Here is a 17,425-nt window from a genome sequence, read left to right on the forward strand (position 1 = left end):
GATAATCTTTAAAAAGACAATTTTATCAACTCAAGTATAATCTGTCTATGATTTTTAAATAGTCAATTCTTGGCTGGAAACCAATGGATATAGAATAGCCCACTTCTGTCAGTTCCTCTTTCGAAATAGATTTTCTCCCTCCATCTACCATTCGATTCCAAAAGGAAAGTAAATGAACCCCTTCTAATAGAAATATTTCGTCTGTAAGACCAAAACGTATAATAATAAACGTAATTCCCTGTTGCTTTATCACTGCTTTTATATGTTCAATCTGATGTTCATGAACATTTTTAAGGGGAAAAGACGTATTGTTTTTTGTTTCTTTTGCCTCAAAATCTATATATCTTCCTTTGTATACACCGTTATAATCTGTCGTAGAGGGCTGCCTAAAATAGGCTTCTCTAATTACGGCAGAACTCCTTTTTGGGTAGTCGACCTGAACAATTTGAATAGGTGTCGGCTTCTTATGGATCACAGCAATTCCAGCCTGACGATAATATTCATTGGTTGCATTCAGATCTTCCTCAAGCGACATCCCTCTTTTTCCGTATTCAATTTGAGATGGTTCCTTATGATTGATTTGGGGTGCTGTATACTTTTTGCCATTTGGGTAACGAATGTTCAAACCATTCACCTCGTCATTCCATTTCATCATACCAAAGTTTCAATGAAAAGGAATAAAAAGATGTATACTCTTCCAATTTATAACTATAGACTTCAGACAGAAGTCAATCTTGATTATTATAAGATATTGGAGAAAGTAAGTTCATGAATATATACCCATTCTTAAAAAAAATAAACGATGACTCCAAAACAATCAATGACGGCCAACTGATCGAATTGATTAGCGATCAGGTCAAAAAAGCTAATCTGGATAATATTTCTCGAACAAAAGCCTATGCTCAAATTTTTCAAGAACATCCTGAACTAAAATGGGCATTCCTGGCCAGTATGGTATCCCGAAATGCTGGCTGGAACATGTGTGATCTTGAGGGAGAATGGTATCCGAAACTCCTATCTAATCCTTTCAGATATCAATTATTCCTTACTTATGAAAGAGCAAATTGGCTCATTTTTCAAGATGCCTATCCACAGCTTTTGGTCTACCATTATATGACGATTGTAAAGCGTAATTTGTTTCACATTCTCCCTGTTTTTCACGTTTCCCAATTTATGGTTCGTGAATGGCAAAATTTTTTCAAATATAAAAATGAAGAGAGACTGCTATTTGCATTAATTGTAAATGAGCAGCATCTGATTCAAAGGCCAGTTATTGAAAATCCGATTTTTCAGCAGCGTGTTTTTAAAACGAAACTGTTTGGACTGCAAGATTCGTTTCATTATAGCTGTGTACTTTTTCCTACCAGGACAGGCAAGCTATATGGTTCGAGTGTTTCCCAATTTAGAAACCATAGAGAAAGAATCAAGCTGGGGAAACGGCTTGCCTCTATTTTGTTTTCTCCCGCTTTGCTTCCTGAGTTCTTGGCCTTTTCAAATGATACAGAACCAACTGGGTCAAGATGGGACTATGAACAATATCAGGACAATAAGAAGTTTAGGACCACTCCGTTTTTAAGAGCAGCATTCCCTGTGATTCAACATACAATCGAAAATACCGATGCTCGTAATTGGGAGAAATACTTCCGTATAAGCAGAAAGTGGCGGTCAGCAGTTAAACCGGATAAAGATGTCGATTTAACAGATTGGTTTGAGGGAAAACAATTTGAAATGAAAGCATTTATTTCGATAGAGCAAGCCATACAATACAGGAAAAAACAAAAGAAGAATGAAAGAGGAGGTTACACCCAGCTGTAACCTCCAATATTACGGCCATATTAAGTTGAAGGTTTGTCAGGTCCATTAAGTTTTGGATTTCCTTTAATCGAACCTTTTCGTCCCTTATTTTCTTCCTTTTTCATCCTTTGCTGCACACTATCATTTTTACTCATCGCATACGCACCTCCTTTAAATAGGTTTTGTCGAATAAATTGAAAATATGCGATACGGATGATCACACGAGCGTGAAAAAATTGTCACTTCTGCACTTTCTTTGCCGCTTTACTTCTAGTTTTGTCAAGGGTGAAGGAGAATATCTTAAGCGGGCAGAATATAGTGCTAAAAAGAAAAGGAGGATGGAAAATATGATAGCCATTTCTTCAGAAGAGGTCATTCATCAATTATTACAAATTGAAAAAGAATTGATTGAGTTAGAAGCCTTGTTTGCGGAGTCTTTTGAACAAAGGGAACGGGAATTTATAGAATTAACGAATAAAAGAGTACAAAAAGCAGAGGGGGATTTGCAGACAGCCCAAGTACAGTTTGAACAAATTAAAGAAACAGCTGCAGAATTATTTCCTCCGCGCAAGCGGGTTGGGTAAAGACGAAGCTAGATTTCAACTGAAGCCTTCCATTATAATAGGAATAGCAAGAAAAAATGAAAGCAGGAGCATCATGTCTCACTGCTTTTTTGGAATGCTTTTAAAATATGTTATTTCATACATTATTTACTGAGAGATTGTGAGGTTGAATAGAATGGAAGGTAAATTATTGGAATTAACTGAGGCACTTTTACAAAAAACGTATCAGATTAAAACAATATTTGAGGAGGTAAAAAAAACGAATCAAGAAAGGGATTTTTATCAGGAAGTAAAACCGTTTGCTGATGAGGTAAAAGCTAAGCTGGATCAATGGGAACCGCTCGCAATCGAGTGGCTGAAAGATAATCCCGTCAAACATTTACATCCGCAGCAAATTACCCATACAGCTGAAAATTTAGACATGATATCAATCCAATGCTTTTTTCCAAAAACAAGTTTGACCCGGTTTCGCCATTATGCCGAATCAGTTGAGTACGTTCTTAAAAATTTGCTTCTCGCCATACAAAACAAAAAAAGCTAATACTAGCGGCAAATGTTTATCACAGTTGGCCAAATGCACCTCCACTTCTGCCTAATCATATAGTATATATAGTGGTAGGAAAGGAGTGGATTGATGATGAAAGTCATACCTCAGTTGTACAGACATTTTCCATATATAAATCAGCCAGGCTATTACCCTGGCCATACTCAAGCTCCAATCAATTCTCAATATGGTAATTACCCCTATCCATATATGTATAATAGCTCTGCTATCCCAATTCAGACCATTCAGCCGGCAGTACAGCCTAATAACCTAAACGGTTATCAGGGCGCTTGGCCAAATCCAAATTCATATAGCCAGCAACAGTCTTATGCAAATCCATCATATCAGCAGCAGCTTTCACCAAATCAATTATTGCAAAACCCGCTTCAGCCGCACCAGCATAATATCAATTCATTATTTCAAACTCAGTCAAGCACAAATCCTTTTATGAACCCTTATCCCAAACAACAGATGCTTTTAAAACAAAAACCTGGCGGATCCATTTTGAACTCTTTTAAAAGTCAGGATGGTTCAATTGATTTAAACAAAATGATTAACACAGCAGGACAAATGATGCATGCTGTTCAACAAGTTTCGACAATGGTAAAAGGGTTAGGCTCTATGTTTAAAGTATAGGGTTAGCCCTTATTTTTCTGTTGTATCGCTACTAAAAAAATAAAAAGAAGCTTAAAATGCTTCTTTTATCATATAGAAAAATATAATTTCCCCTACAAGTTCTATCACGTCTAGCTCCAGCTCCTAGAGACTATCGTACTTATCTAGTTCCACGCATGAGGGCGTTCGCTTCACCTCCTCCTACAGAAGCAAAGAACGCTTCTTCGTCGGAGGCGCAAGCGTTGTCTGGCCTCTTCGAGACGCTTCGATTGTGTTAATCACCTTCAATTTTTATTCTTTTTCCTTTTTGGGCGGGGACTACGACCGTAAGCAATCCATTTTCATAACGCGCCTTAACTCTATCTGGATCAATTGGATGAGGAAGGGACACAGTCCGGCTTGACCTATGATAGGATGATTTTCTTCTGTAATATTGCTGCTTGGAATCCTCTTTCGTCTCAACTTCAGAGTTTTTAATACTAATGGATACATAATGATCAAACATCTCAATTTCAAGCTGCTCCCTTTTTATACCAGGCAGTTCCGCCGTAATGATGTGCTCTGTTTCTGTTTCTTCTACATGAACAGGGAAACTGGAAAAGCCAAAAGGAGCAGGTGCTTTGAAAAATTCATCAATACTTTGTAAGAACCCTTTCATCGGCCGATTATTAAAAAAGTCATTCATTGAAATCATCATATCCTGAAAGGGGTCGTTCCCTTTTTTGTTCTTATCAGGGTATTTTTGAGGCATTAACCATTCTCCTTTCCCATTGATTGGAATCTTTTTTAGCAGTATATGAATTCAGCTTTCTTAATGTTTCTTATAAAAATATAGAACCCTCTTTTTTGCGAACGTATTTTCGGTATAATAAGAAGGGGGAGTGAACCAATGATGTTTAAAAAAATGACAATTGACGATGCGTTACAATATATAAAAAGCAATAAACAAATATCTGATAATATTGTTCATTGGCAAAAAATCGAAGGCAGGGAAGCTTCTTTTGCACCTATGCCGGATGATCTTCCTGATGCGCTTAAAAATGCCTTACAAAGAAGAGGAATCGAGAAGCTCTATTCCCACCAGGGAGAAGCTTTGGCATTGGCCAGACAAGGGAAAAGCTTTGTTGCCATTACACCAACAGCTTCTGGCAAAACTTTGTGCTATAATCTGCCGGTGATTGAATCTGTTTTAATGGACCCGCAAACGAGAGCACTTTACTTATATCCGACGAAAGCCCTCGCCCAGGATCAAAAAAATGAATTGCATGAACTGGCGGAAGGTGAAGACCTTCAAATTAACAGTTATACATATGATGGGGATACCTCTCCTAGTATTCGGCAAAAAATCAGAAAAGCAGGGCATATTGTGATGACAAACCCGGATATGCTCCATTCAGGGATTTTGCCTCATCACACAAAGTGGGTTTCTCTATTTGAAAATCTAAAATTTGTAGTAATTGATGAACTTCATACATATCGTGGAGTATTTGGGAGCCATGTAGCGAACGTAATTAGAAGACTAAAGAGAATTTGCCGCCATTACGGCTCGAATCCTATTTTCATATGTACATCAGCAACGATTGCAAATCCGTTAGAGTTAGCTAGTACTCTTACTGAAGAAGAAATGACATTAGTCGATCGAAATGGAGCGCCAAGCGGAGAAAAGAATTTTATCTTTTATAATCCCCCGATTGTGCATAAAGCTCTAAATATACGTAAAAGCGCTACATTAGAAGCACGTTCTCTTGCCGCTCAATTATTAAAAGAAAAAATTCAAACGATTGTTTTTGCAAAGAGCAGAGTAAGAGTGGAGATTTTATTTACTTATTTAAAGGAGCTTGTCAAAAATCAATTGGGGAGTAAGTCAATTAGAGCTTATCGCGGCGGTTATTTGCCTAAGGAAAGAAGAGAGATTGAAAAAGGACTGCGTGACGGTACCATTTATGGTGTTGTCAGCACGAATGCCTTAGAATTAGGGGTTGATATTGGCCAGCTGCAAGCATGTATTATGACTGGATATCCTGGAACGATTGCCTCGGCATGGCAACAAGCGGGGCGTGCCGGCAGGAGACAGGGAAAAGCGCTCGTAATATATGTTGCAGATAATAATCCGCTTGATCAATATATCGTGCAGCATCCAGAGTACTTCTTTCATAACAATCCTGAAAAAGCGCTAATTAACCCTGACAATCTAATTATCCTAGTGGATCATGTGAAGTGTGCCGCCTATGAGCTGCCTTTTCAAAAAGGTGAGAGTTTCGGTAATTTTGAAGTTGAGGAAGTACTTGAATATTTAACAGAGGAACGAATTCTTCATCAAAATGGGGACAAATGGTACTGGATGACAGACTCCTTCCCGGCTCATAACATTAGCCTTAGATCCGCTTCACAGGAAAATGTTGTCATTATTGACCAAACAGATTCGCCTAATCATCGTGTCATTGGTGAAATGGACCGGTTTAGTGCGATGACCCTTTTACATGATGAAGCCATTTATTTGCATCAGGGAATCCAATATCAAGTAGAATTTTTAGATTGGGAAGAGAAAAAAGCATTTGTCCGGGAAGTAAATGTGGATTATTATACAGATGCCAACTTAGCCGTACAATTAAGGGTATTAGAAGTTGATAAATTCGAAGTGAACGATCACATTGAAAAAGGCTTTGGAGATGTAACGGTTCAAGCAATGGCAACTATTTTTAAAAAGATAAAATTTGAAACCCATGAGAACATCGGATCAGGTCCAATCCACTTGCCTGAAGAGGAGCTTCATACAAGTGCATCTTGGATTTCGCTGACGCAGGAGAGTACAAGTAAAGAGGAGCTGGAACAGGGGCTAGTAGGTGCTGCCCATGCCCTTTCTCACATTATTCCTTTATTTGTGATGAGTGATCGGCATGATATTGTTGTTACCCCCCAGGTAAAAGCTTCTCATAATGAAAAACCAACAATCTTTTTCTATGACCGTTACCCTGGAGGAATCGGATTGAGTGAAAAGGTATTTGAAAATATGGAACAAATCCTGGCTGAGACGAAACAAATGATAACGGCGTGTTCATGTGATGGCGGATGTCCTTCTTGTATCGGAATGGAAACAGAAACCGATAAAGCAAAACTAAGTACTATACGTTTATTAGCTTCGATCAAAATGTACGTATAAATATTCGTGGCAAGAAAGGAGAGACGGGGATGTCGATAAAAGGCAAGCTAAACCGCATGAAAAATCATTTATCTATAGATTCAGGGCCAAATAAAGACTTCTCGAAAGCCTTTCAAATTGCTGAAATAGACAGCTGGAAAGAAAATGGCTTTATCCTATATGAAGCGAAGGACGGATATTGTTTTGTAAAGAAAAAGAAATATCCGCTCAGCTTTCAAGTTGGCCGTTACAGTGTTCAAGATTTTCAAAAGGCTGTCCGAATATGGCAGCACTATGATGGGAAGCACCCGCTCTCTTCAAAAGGCTACAGGGATACGGACTTGTTCTTTTTTGATACGGAGTCGACAGGATTGGGGTCCGGTGCAGGAAATCATCTGTTTATATTGGGACATGCAAGGATCGATCATGGGAATTTAATAGTAACCCAGCATATTTTGCCCGAACCAGGCTTCGAAGTTGCTTTATACGAAAGTTTCTTAAGTGAATGTAACGTACAGGCACTTGTTACGTACAATGGAAAGGCTTTTGATTGGCCTCTTGTACAAGCTAAATATTCTCTGATTCGAAATGAAGTTGCTAAACTCCCTGCATTTGGACATTTTGATTTATTTCATGCCTGTAAGCGCCTGTTTAAACATGAACTGCCCTCGATGAAACTGTCTGTTATAGAAAAAGAAGTCCTCGGTGTAGCAAGAGGAGAAGATGTTCCCGGATATTTATCAGGCATGATCTATCAGGATTTTCTCGAACGGAAAGATCCTGAAGGCATTTTTGCTTTATGTCTTCATAATGAGCGGGATATTCTGTCACTTGTATCTTTGTACACACATTTATCATTTTTAGTACATCAGCAGACAGAGACTGTATCAAGTGTCGCTTTTGAGATTGGAAGGTGGGAAGCCGCTTCCGGGAACATTAAAAAAGCCATCACTCAATTGCAAATACTTGCTGATACTAAAAATGAGTGGAATGATCAGGCAAAATTCCAGCTTGCCAGTCAATATAAAAAAACTAAGCAAATCGAGGACGCCATTCCTCTATGGCTTGAACTGGCTTCCCATTCAAGCGACCTGAAAAAAATTATTTCCTGTATTGAACTGGCAAAATGGATGGAGCACATAAATAAAGACTTTAGTGAAGCACTTAAGTTTACTGAGAACGCACTTAATGAAGCTATCGAAAATAAGAGATTAACCTCAAAAAAAAGAGAAAATTTGTATCGGGATTTAATGAAACGAAAGCTTAGACTGCTAAGAAAAATAACGAATTCATTTCCTGGGTAAGCGCAGGATTCTGTTTCCGCACTCAAAATGGAGATAGGTGTCGTTTTTCGACATCTTAAAAATGTAATAAATATGCAATTGTCACAAACGAAATGTCCTTGTAAAATAAAGACGAAAGTTATATTTTCACCAAGGATGATGACTGATGAAAAAAGCAATTCTATTCTTATTTTTTGTTGTTTTATTTTTAACGATCTTCTTATTTACTACATTTAAAGAGACCTTCCACGCAGTGTTATAGGAGGATTTAAATACTTAAGACAGTTACCCTAAAAATAGGTGTTTGTATTAGTACATGTCTCCTTTGTCTATCATAGGCTGTAATGTAACAAACTATAGAAAGGAGAATGTCAATGTACTGCAGACCACCTAGAGTATTGCCAGCAGTAGTTCACCCTACAAAGCAATGTGTTCAGCACACATTCTCAGCAACAGAGGTTCCACACATTCATCCTACTCATAATACGTTGGTAAATCACCAATTGTATCAGCATAAGCATTATTATCCGCAGACTCAATCAGTGGTGAATGAAGTATCTCATCAACACTATAACGTTGGACCTAGTCCTCTAGTAAGTCCAGCTGGATTAGGCCCAGGACCTGGTGTAGCAGGAGCATTTATGCCAGGATATCCAACTGGTGTTGCCGGTGCAGCCGCACCTGGTTATCCTTCTAACGTTGCCGGTGCAGCCTTGCCAGGAAAACCATTTCCTTCTGGTGTAGCAGGAGCAGCAATGCCAGGAAAGCCATTTCCTTCTAACGTAGCAGGTGCAGCCTTGCCAGGAAAGCCATTTCCTTCTAACGTAGCAGGAGCAGCAATGCCAGGAAAGCCATTTCCTTCTAACGTAGCAGGAGCAGCAATGCCAGGAAAGCCATTTCCTTCTGACGTGGCAGGAGCAGCAATGCCAGGAAAGCCATTTCCTCCTAACGTAGCAGGAGCAGCCTTGCCTGGTAAGAAAGAATACCCTATGTTTGGCAGATAAATGTAAAGAAGCAAGGTTTCCCCCTTGCTTCCTTTATTTTTGTCAGACGAAATTAAGGCAAATATCAAAGAAAAACATTTTTTTTCAAGGGAAATCCCATTGATTGTCTACAAAATAAGTAATTTCTACCTGTATTTCTTGAATAAAACAGGTATAATAGTGCTAGTTACAAAAGGAAAGCTGGTCATATGAAGATTGTATACTGTACAGGTTATAAAGGATTTGAACTAGGAATTTTTAAAAAGGATCACGAGGGTGTCCGATATATAAAAAAAGCACTTGAGCATGAACTTCGCCTATTATTAGATGGAGGGTTAGAATGGGTATTATCATCTGGCCAACTTGGAGTTGAGCTATGGGCTCTTGAAGTTGCACTCTCTTTAAGGCAAGAGTTTCCCAACTTAAAAGTAGGAGCAATTGAACCTTTTCAAGGTCAAAGTGAAAAGTGGAATGAAACAAACCAAGCCTGGCACGGTGAAGTGATGGCAAAATTGGATTATGTGAATTCGCTCTTTCATCAGCCTTATAAAGGGCCATATATGTTTAAAAGACATCAGGAATTTGTTATACATAAGTCAGACGGGGCTATTATCCTTTATGATCCAGAACGCGAAGGAACTCCGAAATACTTTTACGAAGCCGCAATCAACTTCCAATTAAATCATCCTTATGACGTCAGAACGATTTCATTTTACGACTTGCAAATGGTTGTAGAACAAGAAAACGAAGAGTTTTAACGATTACCATGATTTTGGATTAAAATTGACAAAGTTTATGTTTTTTGAAAAAATATTGATGAAATGATGAGGTGACGAGCGATGTTATCAGATAAAATCAGACTTTCTGCGAAGGAAATTTTAGAAAAAGAATTTAAAACAGGAGTCAGAGGTTACAAACAAGAAGAGGTAGACAAATTTTTAGATTTCATTATCAAGGACTATGAAGCTTTTAACCAAGAAATTGAAGAGCTGCAGCAGGAAAACCTCAGATTAAAGAAACAATTAGATGAATCTTCTAAAAAACAACAGCCTGCACAGCAAACAGGAACGACAAACTTTGATATTTTAAAAAGATTATCTAACTTAGAAAAGCACGTTTTTGGCAGCAAACTGTATGACTGATTTTTTTACCATTATTGCAAATGATTCCCTGTTGAAATGTTGATAGGAAACTTATATAATAATTATCCGGCGTTAACAACGTTCGGGTAATCGCTGCATAGATTTATATGCAGAGGAAAGTCCATGCTCGCACGTAGCTGAGATGCTTGTAGTGTTCGTGCCTGACGAATTCATAAGTCAGGGCAGCCCGAGTTCTTTTACTCGGCTGACGGCTGGGAACGCACCTAAGTCCTATTAGGATATGGTGTTAATACCTATAAAAGTGCCACAGTGACGTAGTCTTGTGAGAAATCACTAGAGTGGAACGAGGTAAACCCCTCGAGCGAGAAACCCAAATTTTGGTAGGGGCATCTTCTGTTTCCGGAAATGAACGGACAGAAGGACAGCTGTTTAAGCTGTAGATAGATGATTACCGCCGGAGTACGAGGCGAGAGCCGCATGTAGTACAATGGTACAGAACATGGCTTATAGAACGTTGTTAACACATGAACTCTCCTTTTAGGAGAGTTTTTATTTACTAATTACAGGAGAATAAAAAGATTGTTACATAATCAGGATAAGGGTATACAAAACAGAAAAGAATTAAAGGGTTGAACCCGTGAGGTGGAAAAGTGACCAAATATAAGTTAATTGCAACCGCTGCTATGGGCTTAGAGGCAATTGTAGCAGATGAAGTAAGAAAACTGGGGTATGAATGTACCGTTGACAATGGGAAAGTGATTTTTGAGGGAGACGAACTTGCGGTTGCCCGTACTAATTTATGGCTAAGAACGGCTGACCGAATCAAAATCCAACTAGGTGAATTTAAAGCGACTACATTTGATGAACTGTTTGAAAAAACAAAAGTGCTGCCTTGGGAGCAATTTATTACGAAAGACAGTGAATTTCCCGTATCAGGAAAATCAATTAAATCGACCCTTTATAGCGTTCCAGACTGTCAGGCGATTGTGAAAAAGGCAATCGTTGAACGTCTAAAAAGTCAATATCGAGCTGTTGAATGGTTTCAAGAAACAGGGGCCAAGGTTCCGATTGAGGTCGCCATCCGGAAAGATTTCGTAACTCTCACCATCGACACTTCAGGTGCAGGTTTACATAAGCGTGGCTACCGAGTTCAACAGGGGGCTGCCCCATTAAAAGAAACACTGGCTGCTGCGTTGATCCAATTAACCAACTGGACACCAGACCGGCCATTTGTCGATCTTTTTTGCGGTTCTGGGACGATTCCAATTGAAGCAGCCTTGATTGGCCAAAATATCGCACCAGGATTTAACCGTGATTTTTTAGCAGAAGAGTGGGAAATAATGCCTGCTGGTATTTGGGAAAAAGCTCGGGAAGAAGCAGAGGATTTAGCGAATTATGATCAAAGCTTACAGATCACAGGAAGTGATATCCAGCATTCTGCAGTCGAAATGGCTACTCAGAATGCCCAAGAAGCAGGTCTTGCCGGTGTGATTCAATTTAAACAAATGCAGGCAACCGATTTTAAGACGAGAGACATGTATGGTGTAATTGTAAGTAATCCTCCTTACGGTGAACGGATCAGTGATCGTCCAGGCGTGGAGAAATTATATCAGCAGCTTGGCCAAACGTTGGCAGATTTAGATACCTGGTCCATATATTTTATTACATCTCATGAAGAGTTTGAAAAGCATTTTGGAAAAAAGGCCACTAAAAAAAGAAAACTATTTAACGGTTTTATTCGTACCGATTACTATCAATATTGGGGGAAAAGACACCCAAGAGAAGATTGATGTATTAAGGGTTCAACCGTGTTTTTAGTAATCGTTACTTTAAAATCCCAAAATACTAACAATCATTAAATGAATTAGATATTTAAACAAAAAGACTCTTAGTTGGCATTATAAAGCCGTCTAGGAGTCTTTTTCTGTTCAGCATCCATTGGTTGGGTGTTGGTTAATAATGGAAATATATTCCGGAAAATATAAAAATACCCATCATAAGGAGAAAGAAATGAAAAGAATGGGACTAATTAACTATTTATTGGAAACTTTGGTGAAATTTCTGAAATAATCTTCTATATCATTAGGTAATGCTAGCATTCGAATAATTTCTAATTTTTTCGTCCCGGGAGTAGTTTCAATTAAAATAGTTTTTCCAGCGTATTGAAATAATATATACTGATTTATCCGAATAGGTGGGTCACTTTCCTTAATTAATTGATAATCTTCTAGAGAAAAATTTTTTTCTTCTCCATTAAGTACAATATTTCTAGCTTTATCAAAATCATCTGAGAATCTTAGATATTGGTATAATTCTAAAGAATTATTGGGTTTTGTTAATGCATTTAATAAAATTGGTTCAAGTCCAATAACTAATAATAAAAATGCAATAGTGATTCTATATTTAGCATGTTTCATGAAAGATCATTCTTTCAAAAAATTTTTTTCTTTATGTTAATCTTAACATAAACTTATGGAAAATTTACAAAAAAATCCATGTTTGAGAAAAAATACTTGAGCTCTAATAAAGTCAATCAAAAAAATAGATACACAACAAATAAAATTTCGTTCACTATGTTAGTTTATGGTCTACAAACCCTTTTACTTCAATTGTTCCAAAGAAAACTATTTAACGGTTTTATTCGTACCGATTACTATCAATATTGGGGGAAAAGACCCCCAAGAGAATAAGCTAGTTAAAAACCCCTGCCATCTGAGCCAGGGTTTTTTCTATATCCGAAAGTTTAGAATAAAAACGTGATCAAATACATAAAATGTATTTGTAAATCGGAGCAACAGGAAAATTTTACCAGTTTGGAAGGAGGGTCCATTTTTGTCTCTTACACCGCAGGACTTTGAAAAAATATCAAAAGCGCTTTCACAAACATATGCTTTGGTCCAAACAGATTCAAATGGAGAGTGTAAAGGGCTTCAATATTTATCGATGGCCGAGGAAGAATTAAAACTTGCCTATAATTATTGCCTTTCACAAAAGCCTCCATCTATGCGCAATCCTTAAAAATTTAAGGGTTGCGTTTTTTATATTTTTAATTTATGGGTTATGAAATAAAAGAAATCTACCTTTCTATTCCAATCTTTTGAAAAATGGTAATATAGGTATGATTGTGACTAAGTTTCAGAAGGGGGAGCGAAGATGCCAGAGAGATGGACAGAATTAGAGAATGAATTTCGCAGTTACATAAAACAAATTACAGCCTATAATGAGGCAATCGCGTTAATTTATTGGGATATGAGAACAGGCGCGCCTAAAAAAGGAATTAATCAGCGTTCTGAAGTAATAGGTATGCTTTCAAGTTTAGTTTACGATTTACAAACTTCTGAAAGAATGGCTGCTTATATCGCTGAGCTGTTAAGTCCAGAAGCCAAAAGCCATCTATCACCAATTACGCTGCATGCGCTCAAAGAATGTAAAAAGGAATATGAAATGAACAAAAAAATTCCGAAAGATGAATATGAGGAGTATGTCATTCTGCAATCTAAATCAGAGCATATTTGGGAAGAGGCTAAAGCAAAAGCAGACTTTTTCTTATTTCAGCCATACCTAGAAAAGCTAGTAGAAACGATGAAGCGATTTATAAACTATTGGGGATATGAAGGACATCCTTATAATCGCCTATTAGATTTATACGAACCTGGAATGACTGTCGATGTTCTTGACCGCGTGTTTGGGCAGCTTAGAAAGGATTTAGTTAAACTGGTCCAACAGGTGCAATCATCTTCGGCAAAGCCTGATCCTTCCATTTTATTCTTCCCTTTTCCAAAGAATAAACAAAAAAGTTTTAGTTTAGAAATTTTAAAGGGGCTAGGCTATGATTTGGAGGCCGGAAGATTAGATGAAACCGTTCATCCCTTTGCAACAGGGATCAATCGGGGAGATGTCCGCATTACAACAAACTATAATGAAAAAGATTTTAGAACGGCGGTTTTTGGAACTATACATGAGTGCGGACATGCGCTCTATGAACAGAATATCTCAAGTGATTTGGATTGGACACCTCTTGCCAGCGGGACATCCATGGGAATCCATGAATCCCAATCATTATTTTTTGAAAATTTTGTTGGCCGTCAATATGGCTTTTGGAAGCAAAACTTTGCTGTATTGCAGCGATATGCAAAAGGTCATTTAGATCATGTATCATTAGATGAATTTTATCGGGCTATCAATGAATCAAAACCCTCGCTCATTAGAATTGAAGCTGATGAATTAACCTATCCTTTACATATTATGATTCGTTATGAAATTGAAAAGGGATTATTCAGCGGTGAAATTGAAGTAAAAGATCTTCCGCAGATTTGGAATGAAAAATATCAAGAATATCTTGGGGTTGTTCCAAGTCATGATGGAGAAGGAGTATTGCAGGATGTTCATTGGGCTGGCGCAAGCTTTGGTTACTTCCCATCCTACGCTTTAGGGTATATGTATGCAGCTCAATTTAAAAATACGATGTTAAAAGATCTGCCTAACTTTGATGAACTGCTTGAAACCGGAAATATTCTCCCAATCCGCGAATGGCTGACCGAAAAGATCCATAAGCACGGGAAGATGAAAAAACCTTTAGAAATTTTACAGGATGTAACCAATGAGGAACTAAATGCACAATATTTAGTAGACTACTTACGCCGTAAGTTTTCAGGGGTTTATCAGTTATCATAAATAAGTACAAATGTCACCGACTATACCTTTTTTCATATACTGTTTGAAAGGAAAGAGGGTATATCGGATGATAAAATTTTATTGTAATTTCTGCAGAACGATTGCAAATGAACCAGGTGTTTGCAGGTCTTGTGGCAAGAACGATTTTACTGAGATTAAAATTTCAGTCCAAAAACAGCCGAACTATAACGAGAAAAATAATAAAAAGGAGGGTCAATGGGGCACTCTACATGGATTTTAATTAAAAAGACGGGATTAAAGGCAGGTTTGATCGCCTTTAATCCCGTCTTTTATAGTTATTCTTTTTATTCCTCCACAATTAGCCATATATTCATTTTATCAGAACCCCCAAATGAGGCTGTTACTTTATAGGCTTCTTGACACTCATAAAGCGTTGATTGTCCTACAAGTGTTTGAGGCGGAGTAATATCGACCTGAATCCCTTTCTCAGATAATAAAGTAGATAAATGTCCGCCAATCATATTTTCCAGTTCCCCAGAAAAAGATTCTAACATTTCTCCCATGAGCGGCATGCCAAACATTTTTTCGCCTAACATGCTATAAGTAGATTGTTTTCCCTCAAGGATAAGTCTTGTAGGCAAATCTCCGGATATACCGATAAAAACTCCCATTTCTTCTTGTAAGAACGGTTCACTTAAAACCTCAGGCTGGTCAATTTGTATGTCAACAGGCAGGACTTGATGGACCGATCTTATTGTACTGTCCAATATGGCATCCCATTGATTCAATTTTTGCATTTGTTTACCTCCGATTTTTATTAAACCATCCTACTGCCGGAAAATGTTTATCCAAACACTTGATACGTTGTATATAAAAGCGAGAAGAAAAAAGGAAATAAAGGATTATCTAGGAAAATTTTCTTAATGACGATATTACCACATTTAGTAATGAAAAAATACAAAAAATGTTGATAAATATCGTAAAAGCATGAATTTTAGGTAATTAGTCACGCATATCGCTGGTATATTTTAGGAATAAATGGAAATATTAGCATCATACTGAACAAGAGTCGCTGATGAAGTTCAGCTAGGAAAGGTTGTGTGTAATGGCGACTATTTTATCAGTTGCAGAAGCTCCACCCCCAAATATTATATGGCAAAAGGATGCTGTCGAGTTTGCCAGGGAGAAGTTTGGGCCAGCGTTTAAAAATATCAACCGATTATTAAGTGTATTTCAGAATGGACAAATTGAGAAAAGACATTTTATTAAAGATTTACACTGGTATAGAGTTAATAGAACACTTTCAGAAAAAAATGACTGTTTTATTGAAGCTGCAGTTGATTTAGGGAAACAAGCCATTCAAGATTGTTTGCAAAATCCAGAATACCTAAAAAATAAGGTTTTATATGAAGATATTGATGCAATCTTTACCATTTGTACGACAGGATTAGCTACTCCAAGTATTGAAGCTAGGATTATGAATGAGCTTCCTTTTTCACCGCATACGAAAAGAATCCCGATTTGGGGATTAGGGTGTGCTGGGGGAGCAAGCGGTCTGTCACGGGCTTATGAGTATTGCTTAGCTTTTCCAAAAGCGATGGTGTTGGTCCTATCCATTGAACTGTGCAGTTTAACGTTTCAGCATGATGATCTTTCCAAAAGCAATTTAATTGGGGCCTCCCTTTTTGCAGATGGTGTGGCCTGTACTCTGCTTGCAGGTAACGAAGTAAATCTAGAGAGGTATTCAAAAAAACAGGCTTATCCAAGAGTGATAGGGGTCCAATCTACCCTTATGGAGAATTCTTTAGATGTAATGGGCTGGGATGTAAAAGATGAGGGCTTATATGTTGTATTTTCAAAGGATATTCCATTGATCGTAAAAAAATGGCTGCGGCCCAATGTTGAAAGATTTTTAAACCAATACGAGTTGGCAATCGATGAGATCAATCAGTTGATTGTACATCCAGGTGGAAAAAAAGTATTAGATGCCTATGGGGAATCCCTATCTCTTAGCGCAGAGAAATTAGCTCCTTCATTTGAAGTGCTTTCAAAATACGGAAATATGTCTTCTGTTACGATATTTTATGTTTTGAACCGAATCATGAGAAAATTGGTAAAACCTAATGAATGGGGGCTTGCGCTAGCACTAGGACCGGGATTTAGTTCTGAATTATTGCTTGTAAGGTGGGAGCAGGTATGATGAAGCTTTTTGGGATCTTGTTTATTTTTTTGATTTTACAAAGACTGGTTGAATTATCCATTGCGAAAAAGAATGAGAAGTGGATGAAGAAACACGGAGCTATCGAATTTGGGAGGGAGCATTATGGTTTAATGGTGGCAATGCATGTAGCTTTCCTCTCCTCTCTCTTACTAGAAGTTCATTTTTTTAAACAATCCCTTCATCCTTTATGGTCCTATTCTTTAGTGATGTTTATCGGGTTACAAGGTATTAGAATTTGGGTAATTCGTACATTGGGGAAGTATTGGAATACGAAAATATTGGTGATTCCGAATGCAAGGATAGTTAAAAAAGGACTTTATAAATGGATTAAACACCCTAATTATTTAATAGTAACCTTAGAGCTATTAACCATTCCTTTTATCTTTCAGGCATATTTAACCCTTGTTCTCTTTTTTGTTTTAAACCAAATCATTTTATCTATTCGAATTCCGCTCGAGGAACAGGTTTTAAAACAATGGACTAATTATGACGCAGAATTTGAAAAGCAGGCTCGGTTTATCCCTCTTCGAAGCCGGAAATAGTAT

The 17,425-nt window shown here is 37.6% G+C and carries 19 protein-coding genes and 1 other RNA gene; 16 read left to right on the plus strand and 4 right to left on the minus strand.

Translation table 11 applies throughout. The features are described from left to right. Positions 1 to 25: 25 nt before the first annotated feature. Positions 26 to 625 carry a Holliday junction resolvase RecU gene (recU, locus tag CRO56_RS05335; protein ID WP_097157580.1) on the minus strand — a complete coding sequence of 200 codons (600 nt, stop codon included), beginning with the start codon at positions 623 to 625 and terminating at the stop codon, positions 26 to 28. Between the two features lie 143 nt (positions 626 to 768). Here recU and CRO56_RS05340 point away from each other — a divergent pair, with 143 nt between their 5' ends. The 4 genes from CRO56_RS05340 (at position 769) to CRO56_RS05355 (ending at position 3,537) form a co-directional block, all read left to right on the plus strand. Next, positions 769 to 1,815, plus strand: a complete 1,047-nt coding sequence (locus tag CRO56_RS05340; protein WP_097157581.1) for a DUF2515 family protein — start codon at positions 769 to 771, stop codon at positions 1,813 to 1,815. Positions 1,816 to 2,141: 326 nt separating this feature from the next. Beyond that, complete coding sequence (locus CRO56_RS05345; protein ID WP_097157582.1) at positions 2,142 to 2,378, plus strand: hypothetical protein; 237 nt, start codon at positions 2,142 to 2,144, stop codon at positions 2,376 to 2,378. 154 nt (positions 2,379 to 2,532) lie between these two features. Beyond that, a complete protein-coding gene (locus CRO56_RS05350) occupies positions 2,533 to 2,898 on the plus strand; it encodes a YppE family protein (protein WP_097157583.1) in 366 nt (121 codons plus the stop codon). A gap of 93 nt (positions 2,899 to 2,991) precedes the next feature. Beyond that, positions 2,992 to 3,537, plus strand: a complete 546-nt coding sequence (locus CRO56_RS05355) for a YppG family protein (protein ID WP_245855598.1) — start codon at positions 2,992 to 2,994, stop codon at positions 3,535 to 3,537. 253 nt (positions 3,538 to 3,790) lie between these two features. On the opposite strand, the gene CRO56_RS05360 is transcribed toward CRO56_RS05355, so the two are convergent. Beyond that, positions 3,791 to 4,267: an Hsp20/alpha crystallin family protein gene (locus CRO56_RS05360; protein WP_097157584.1), complete on the minus strand. Its 477-nt coding sequence runs from the start codon at positions 4,265 to 4,267 to the stop codon at positions 3,791 to 3,793. A 138-nt stretch (positions 4,268 to 4,405) separates the two neighbouring features. Here CRO56_RS05360 and CRO56_RS05365 point away from each other — a divergent pair, with 138 nt between their 5' ends. From CRO56_RS05365 to CRO56_RS05395, 7 genes are all read left to right on the plus strand, one after another. Beyond that, positions 4,406 to 6,676: a DEAD/DEAH box helicase gene (locus tag CRO56_RS05365; protein ID WP_425427173.1), complete on the plus strand. Its 2,271-nt coding sequence runs from the start codon at positions 4,406 to 4,408 to the stop codon at positions 6,674 to 6,676. A gap of 29 nt (positions 6,677 to 6,705) precedes the next feature. Next, complete coding sequence (locus CRO56_RS05370; RefSeq protein ID WP_097157585.1) at positions 6,706 to 7,959, plus strand: ribonuclease H-like domain-containing protein; 1,254 nt, start codon at positions 6,706 to 6,708, stop codon at positions 7,957 to 7,959. Positions 7,960 to 8,312: 353 nt separating this feature from the next. Continuing rightward, entirely contained in the window at positions 8,313 to 8,942 is a 630-nt protein-coding gene (locus CRO56_RS05375; RefSeq protein WP_097157586.1) for a spore coat protein, read from the plus strand. Positions 8,943 to 9,130: 188 nt separating this feature from the next. Further along, positions 9,131 to 9,679, plus strand: a complete 549-nt coding sequence (locus tag CRO56_RS05380; RefSeq protein ID WP_097157587.1) for an SLOG family protein — start codon at positions 9,131 to 9,133, stop codon at positions 9,677 to 9,679. 81 nt (positions 9,680 to 9,760) lie between these two features. Then, positions 9,761 to 10,063, plus strand: a complete 303-nt coding sequence (gpsB, locus tag CRO56_RS05385; RefSeq protein ID WP_097157588.1) for a cell division regulator GpsB — start codon at positions 9,761 to 9,763, stop codon at positions 10,061 to 10,063. Positions 10,064 to 10,141: 78 nt separating this feature from the next. Then, positions 10,142 to 10,536: RNase P RNA component class B (gene rnpB / locus CRO56_RS05390), an RNA gene on the plus strand. A gap of 138 nt (positions 10,537 to 10,674) precedes the next feature. Further along, positions 10,675 to 11,814 carry a THUMP domain-containing class I SAM-dependent RNA methyltransferase gene (locus tag CRO56_RS05395; RefSeq protein WP_097157589.1) on the plus strand — a complete coding sequence of 380 codons (1,140 nt, stop codon included), beginning with the start codon at positions 10,675 to 10,677 and terminating at the stop codon, positions 11,812 to 11,814. Between the two features lie 243 nt (positions 11,815 to 12,057). On the opposite strand, the gene CRO56_RS05400 is transcribed toward CRO56_RS05395, so the two are convergent. Beyond that, the gene (locus CRO56_RS05400) at positions 12,058 to 12,441 is read right to left on the minus strand and encodes a hypothetical protein (protein ID WP_097157590.1); all 384 of its coding nucleotides are present in this window, start codon (positions 12,439 to 12,441) and stop codon (positions 12,058 to 12,060) included. Positions 12,442 to 12,856: 415 nt separating this feature from the next. Here CRO56_RS05400 and CRO56_RS05405 point away from each other — a divergent pair, with 415 nt between their 5' ends. From CRO56_RS05405 to CRO56_RS22770, 3 genes are all read left to right on the plus strand, one after another. Next, positions 12,857 to 13,042 carry a hypothetical protein gene (locus CRO56_RS05405; RefSeq protein WP_097157591.1) on the plus strand — a complete coding sequence of 62 codons (186 nt, stop codon included), beginning with the start codon at positions 12,857 to 12,859 and terminating at the stop codon, positions 13,040 to 13,042. Between the two features lie 135 nt (positions 13,043 to 13,177). Further along, positions 13,178 to 14,698 carry a carboxypeptidase M32 gene (locus CRO56_RS05410; RefSeq protein WP_097157592.1) on the plus strand — a complete coding sequence of 507 codons (1,521 nt, stop codon included), beginning with the start codon at positions 13,178 to 13,180 and terminating at the stop codon, positions 14,696 to 14,698. 67 nt (positions 14,699 to 14,765) lie between these two features. Beyond that, on the plus strand, positions 14,766 to 14,939 hold the full coding sequence (locus tag CRO56_RS22770; protein WP_179714182.1) for a hypothetical protein: 174 nt from the start codon (positions 14,766 to 14,768) through the stop codon (positions 14,937 to 14,939). A gap of 64 nt (positions 14,940 to 15,003) precedes the next feature. Here CRO56_RS22770 and CRO56_RS05415 read toward each other — a convergent pair whose 3' ends face one another. Continuing rightward, on the minus strand, positions 15,004 to 15,456 hold the full coding sequence (locus CRO56_RS05415; RefSeq protein WP_097157593.1) for a chemotaxis protein CheX: 453 nt from the start codon (positions 15,454 to 15,456) through the stop codon (positions 15,004 to 15,006). Between the two features lie 308 nt (positions 15,457 to 15,764). On the opposite strand from CRO56_RS05415, the gene CRO56_RS05420 reads away from it, so the two are divergent. Beyond that, positions 15,765 to 16,859: a type III polyketide synthase gene (locus CRO56_RS05420; RefSeq protein WP_097157594.1), complete on the plus strand. Its 1,095-nt coding sequence runs from the start codon at positions 15,765 to 15,767 to the stop codon at positions 16,857 to 16,859. Further along, positions 16,856 to 17,422, plus strand: a complete 567-nt coding sequence (locus CRO56_RS05425) for an isoprenylcysteine carboxyl methyltransferase family protein (RefSeq protein WP_097157595.1) — start codon at positions 16,856 to 16,858, stop codon at positions 17,420 to 17,422. Before CRO56_RS05420 ends, CRO56_RS05425 begins: the two co-directional genes overlap by 4 nt. Positions 17,423 to 17,425 lie beyond the last annotated feature (3 nt).

This window comes from Bacillus oleivorans (assembly GCF_900207585.1).
Classification (GTDB): Bacteria; Bacillota; Bacilli; order Bacillales; family JC228; genus Bacillus_BF; species Bacillus_BF oleivorans.

Bases quoted from the DNA above. Each gene is read 5' to 3' on its own strand.
- CRO56_RS05340 (WP_097157581.1), top strand. From the start codon at position 769: ATGAATATATACCCATTCTTAAAAAAAATAAACGATGACTCCAAAACA.
- CRO56_RS05345 (WP_097157582.1), top strand. From the start codon at position 2,142: ATGATAGCCATTTCTTCAGAAGAGGTCATTCATCAATTATTACAAATT.
- CRO56_RS05350 (WP_097157583.1), top strand. From the start codon at position 2,533: ATGGAAGGTAAATTATTGGAATTAACTGAGGCACTTTTACAAAAAACG.
- CRO56_RS05355 (WP_245855598.1), top strand. From the start codon at position 2,992: ATGATGAAAGTCATACCTCAGTTGTACAGACATTTTCCATATATAAAT.
- CRO56_RS05360 (WP_097157584.1), bottom strand. From the start codon at position 4,267: ATGCCTCAAAAATACCCTGATAAGAACAAAAAAGGGAACGACCCCTTT.
- CRO56_RS05365 (WP_425427173.1), top strand. From the start codon at position 4,406: ATGATGTTTAAAAAAATGACAATTGACGATGCGTTACAATATATAAAA.
- CRO56_RS05370 (WP_097157585.1), top strand. From the start codon at position 6,706: ATGTCGATAAAAGGCAAGCTAAACCGCATGAAAAATCATTTATCTATA.
- CRO56_RS05375 (WP_097157586.1), top strand. From the start codon at position 8,313: ATGTACTGCAGACCACCTAGAGTATTGCCAGCAGTAGTTCACCCTACA.
- CRO56_RS05380 (WP_097157587.1), top strand. From the start codon at position 9,131: ATGAAGATTGTATACTGTACAGGTTATAAAGGATTTGAACTAGGAATT.
- gpsB (WP_097157588.1), top strand. From the start codon at position 9,761: ATGTTATCAGATAAAATCAGACTTTCTGCGAAGGAAATTTTAGAAAAA.
- CRO56_RS05400 (WP_097157590.1), bottom strand. From the start codon at position 12,441: ATGAAACATGCTAAATATAGAATCACTATTGCATTTTTATTATTAGTT.
- CRO56_RS05410 (WP_097157592.1), top strand. From the start codon at position 13,178: ATGCCAGAGAGATGGACAGAATTAGAGAATGAATTTCGCAGTTACATA.
- CRO56_RS22770 (WP_179714182.1), top strand. From the start codon at position 14,766: ATGATAAAATTTTATTGTAATTTCTGCAGAACGATTGCAAATGAACCA.
- CRO56_RS05415 (WP_097157593.1), bottom strand. From the start codon at position 15,456: ATGCAAAAATTGAATCAATGGGATGCCATATTGGACAGTACAATAAGA.
- CRO56_RS05420 (WP_097157594.1), top strand. From the start codon at position 15,765: ATGGCGACTATTTTATCAGTTGCAGAAGCTCCACCCCCAAATATTATA.
- CRO56_RS05425 (WP_097157595.1), top strand. From the start codon at position 16,856: ATGATGAAGCTTTTTGGGATCTTGTTTATTTTTTTGATTTTACAAAGA.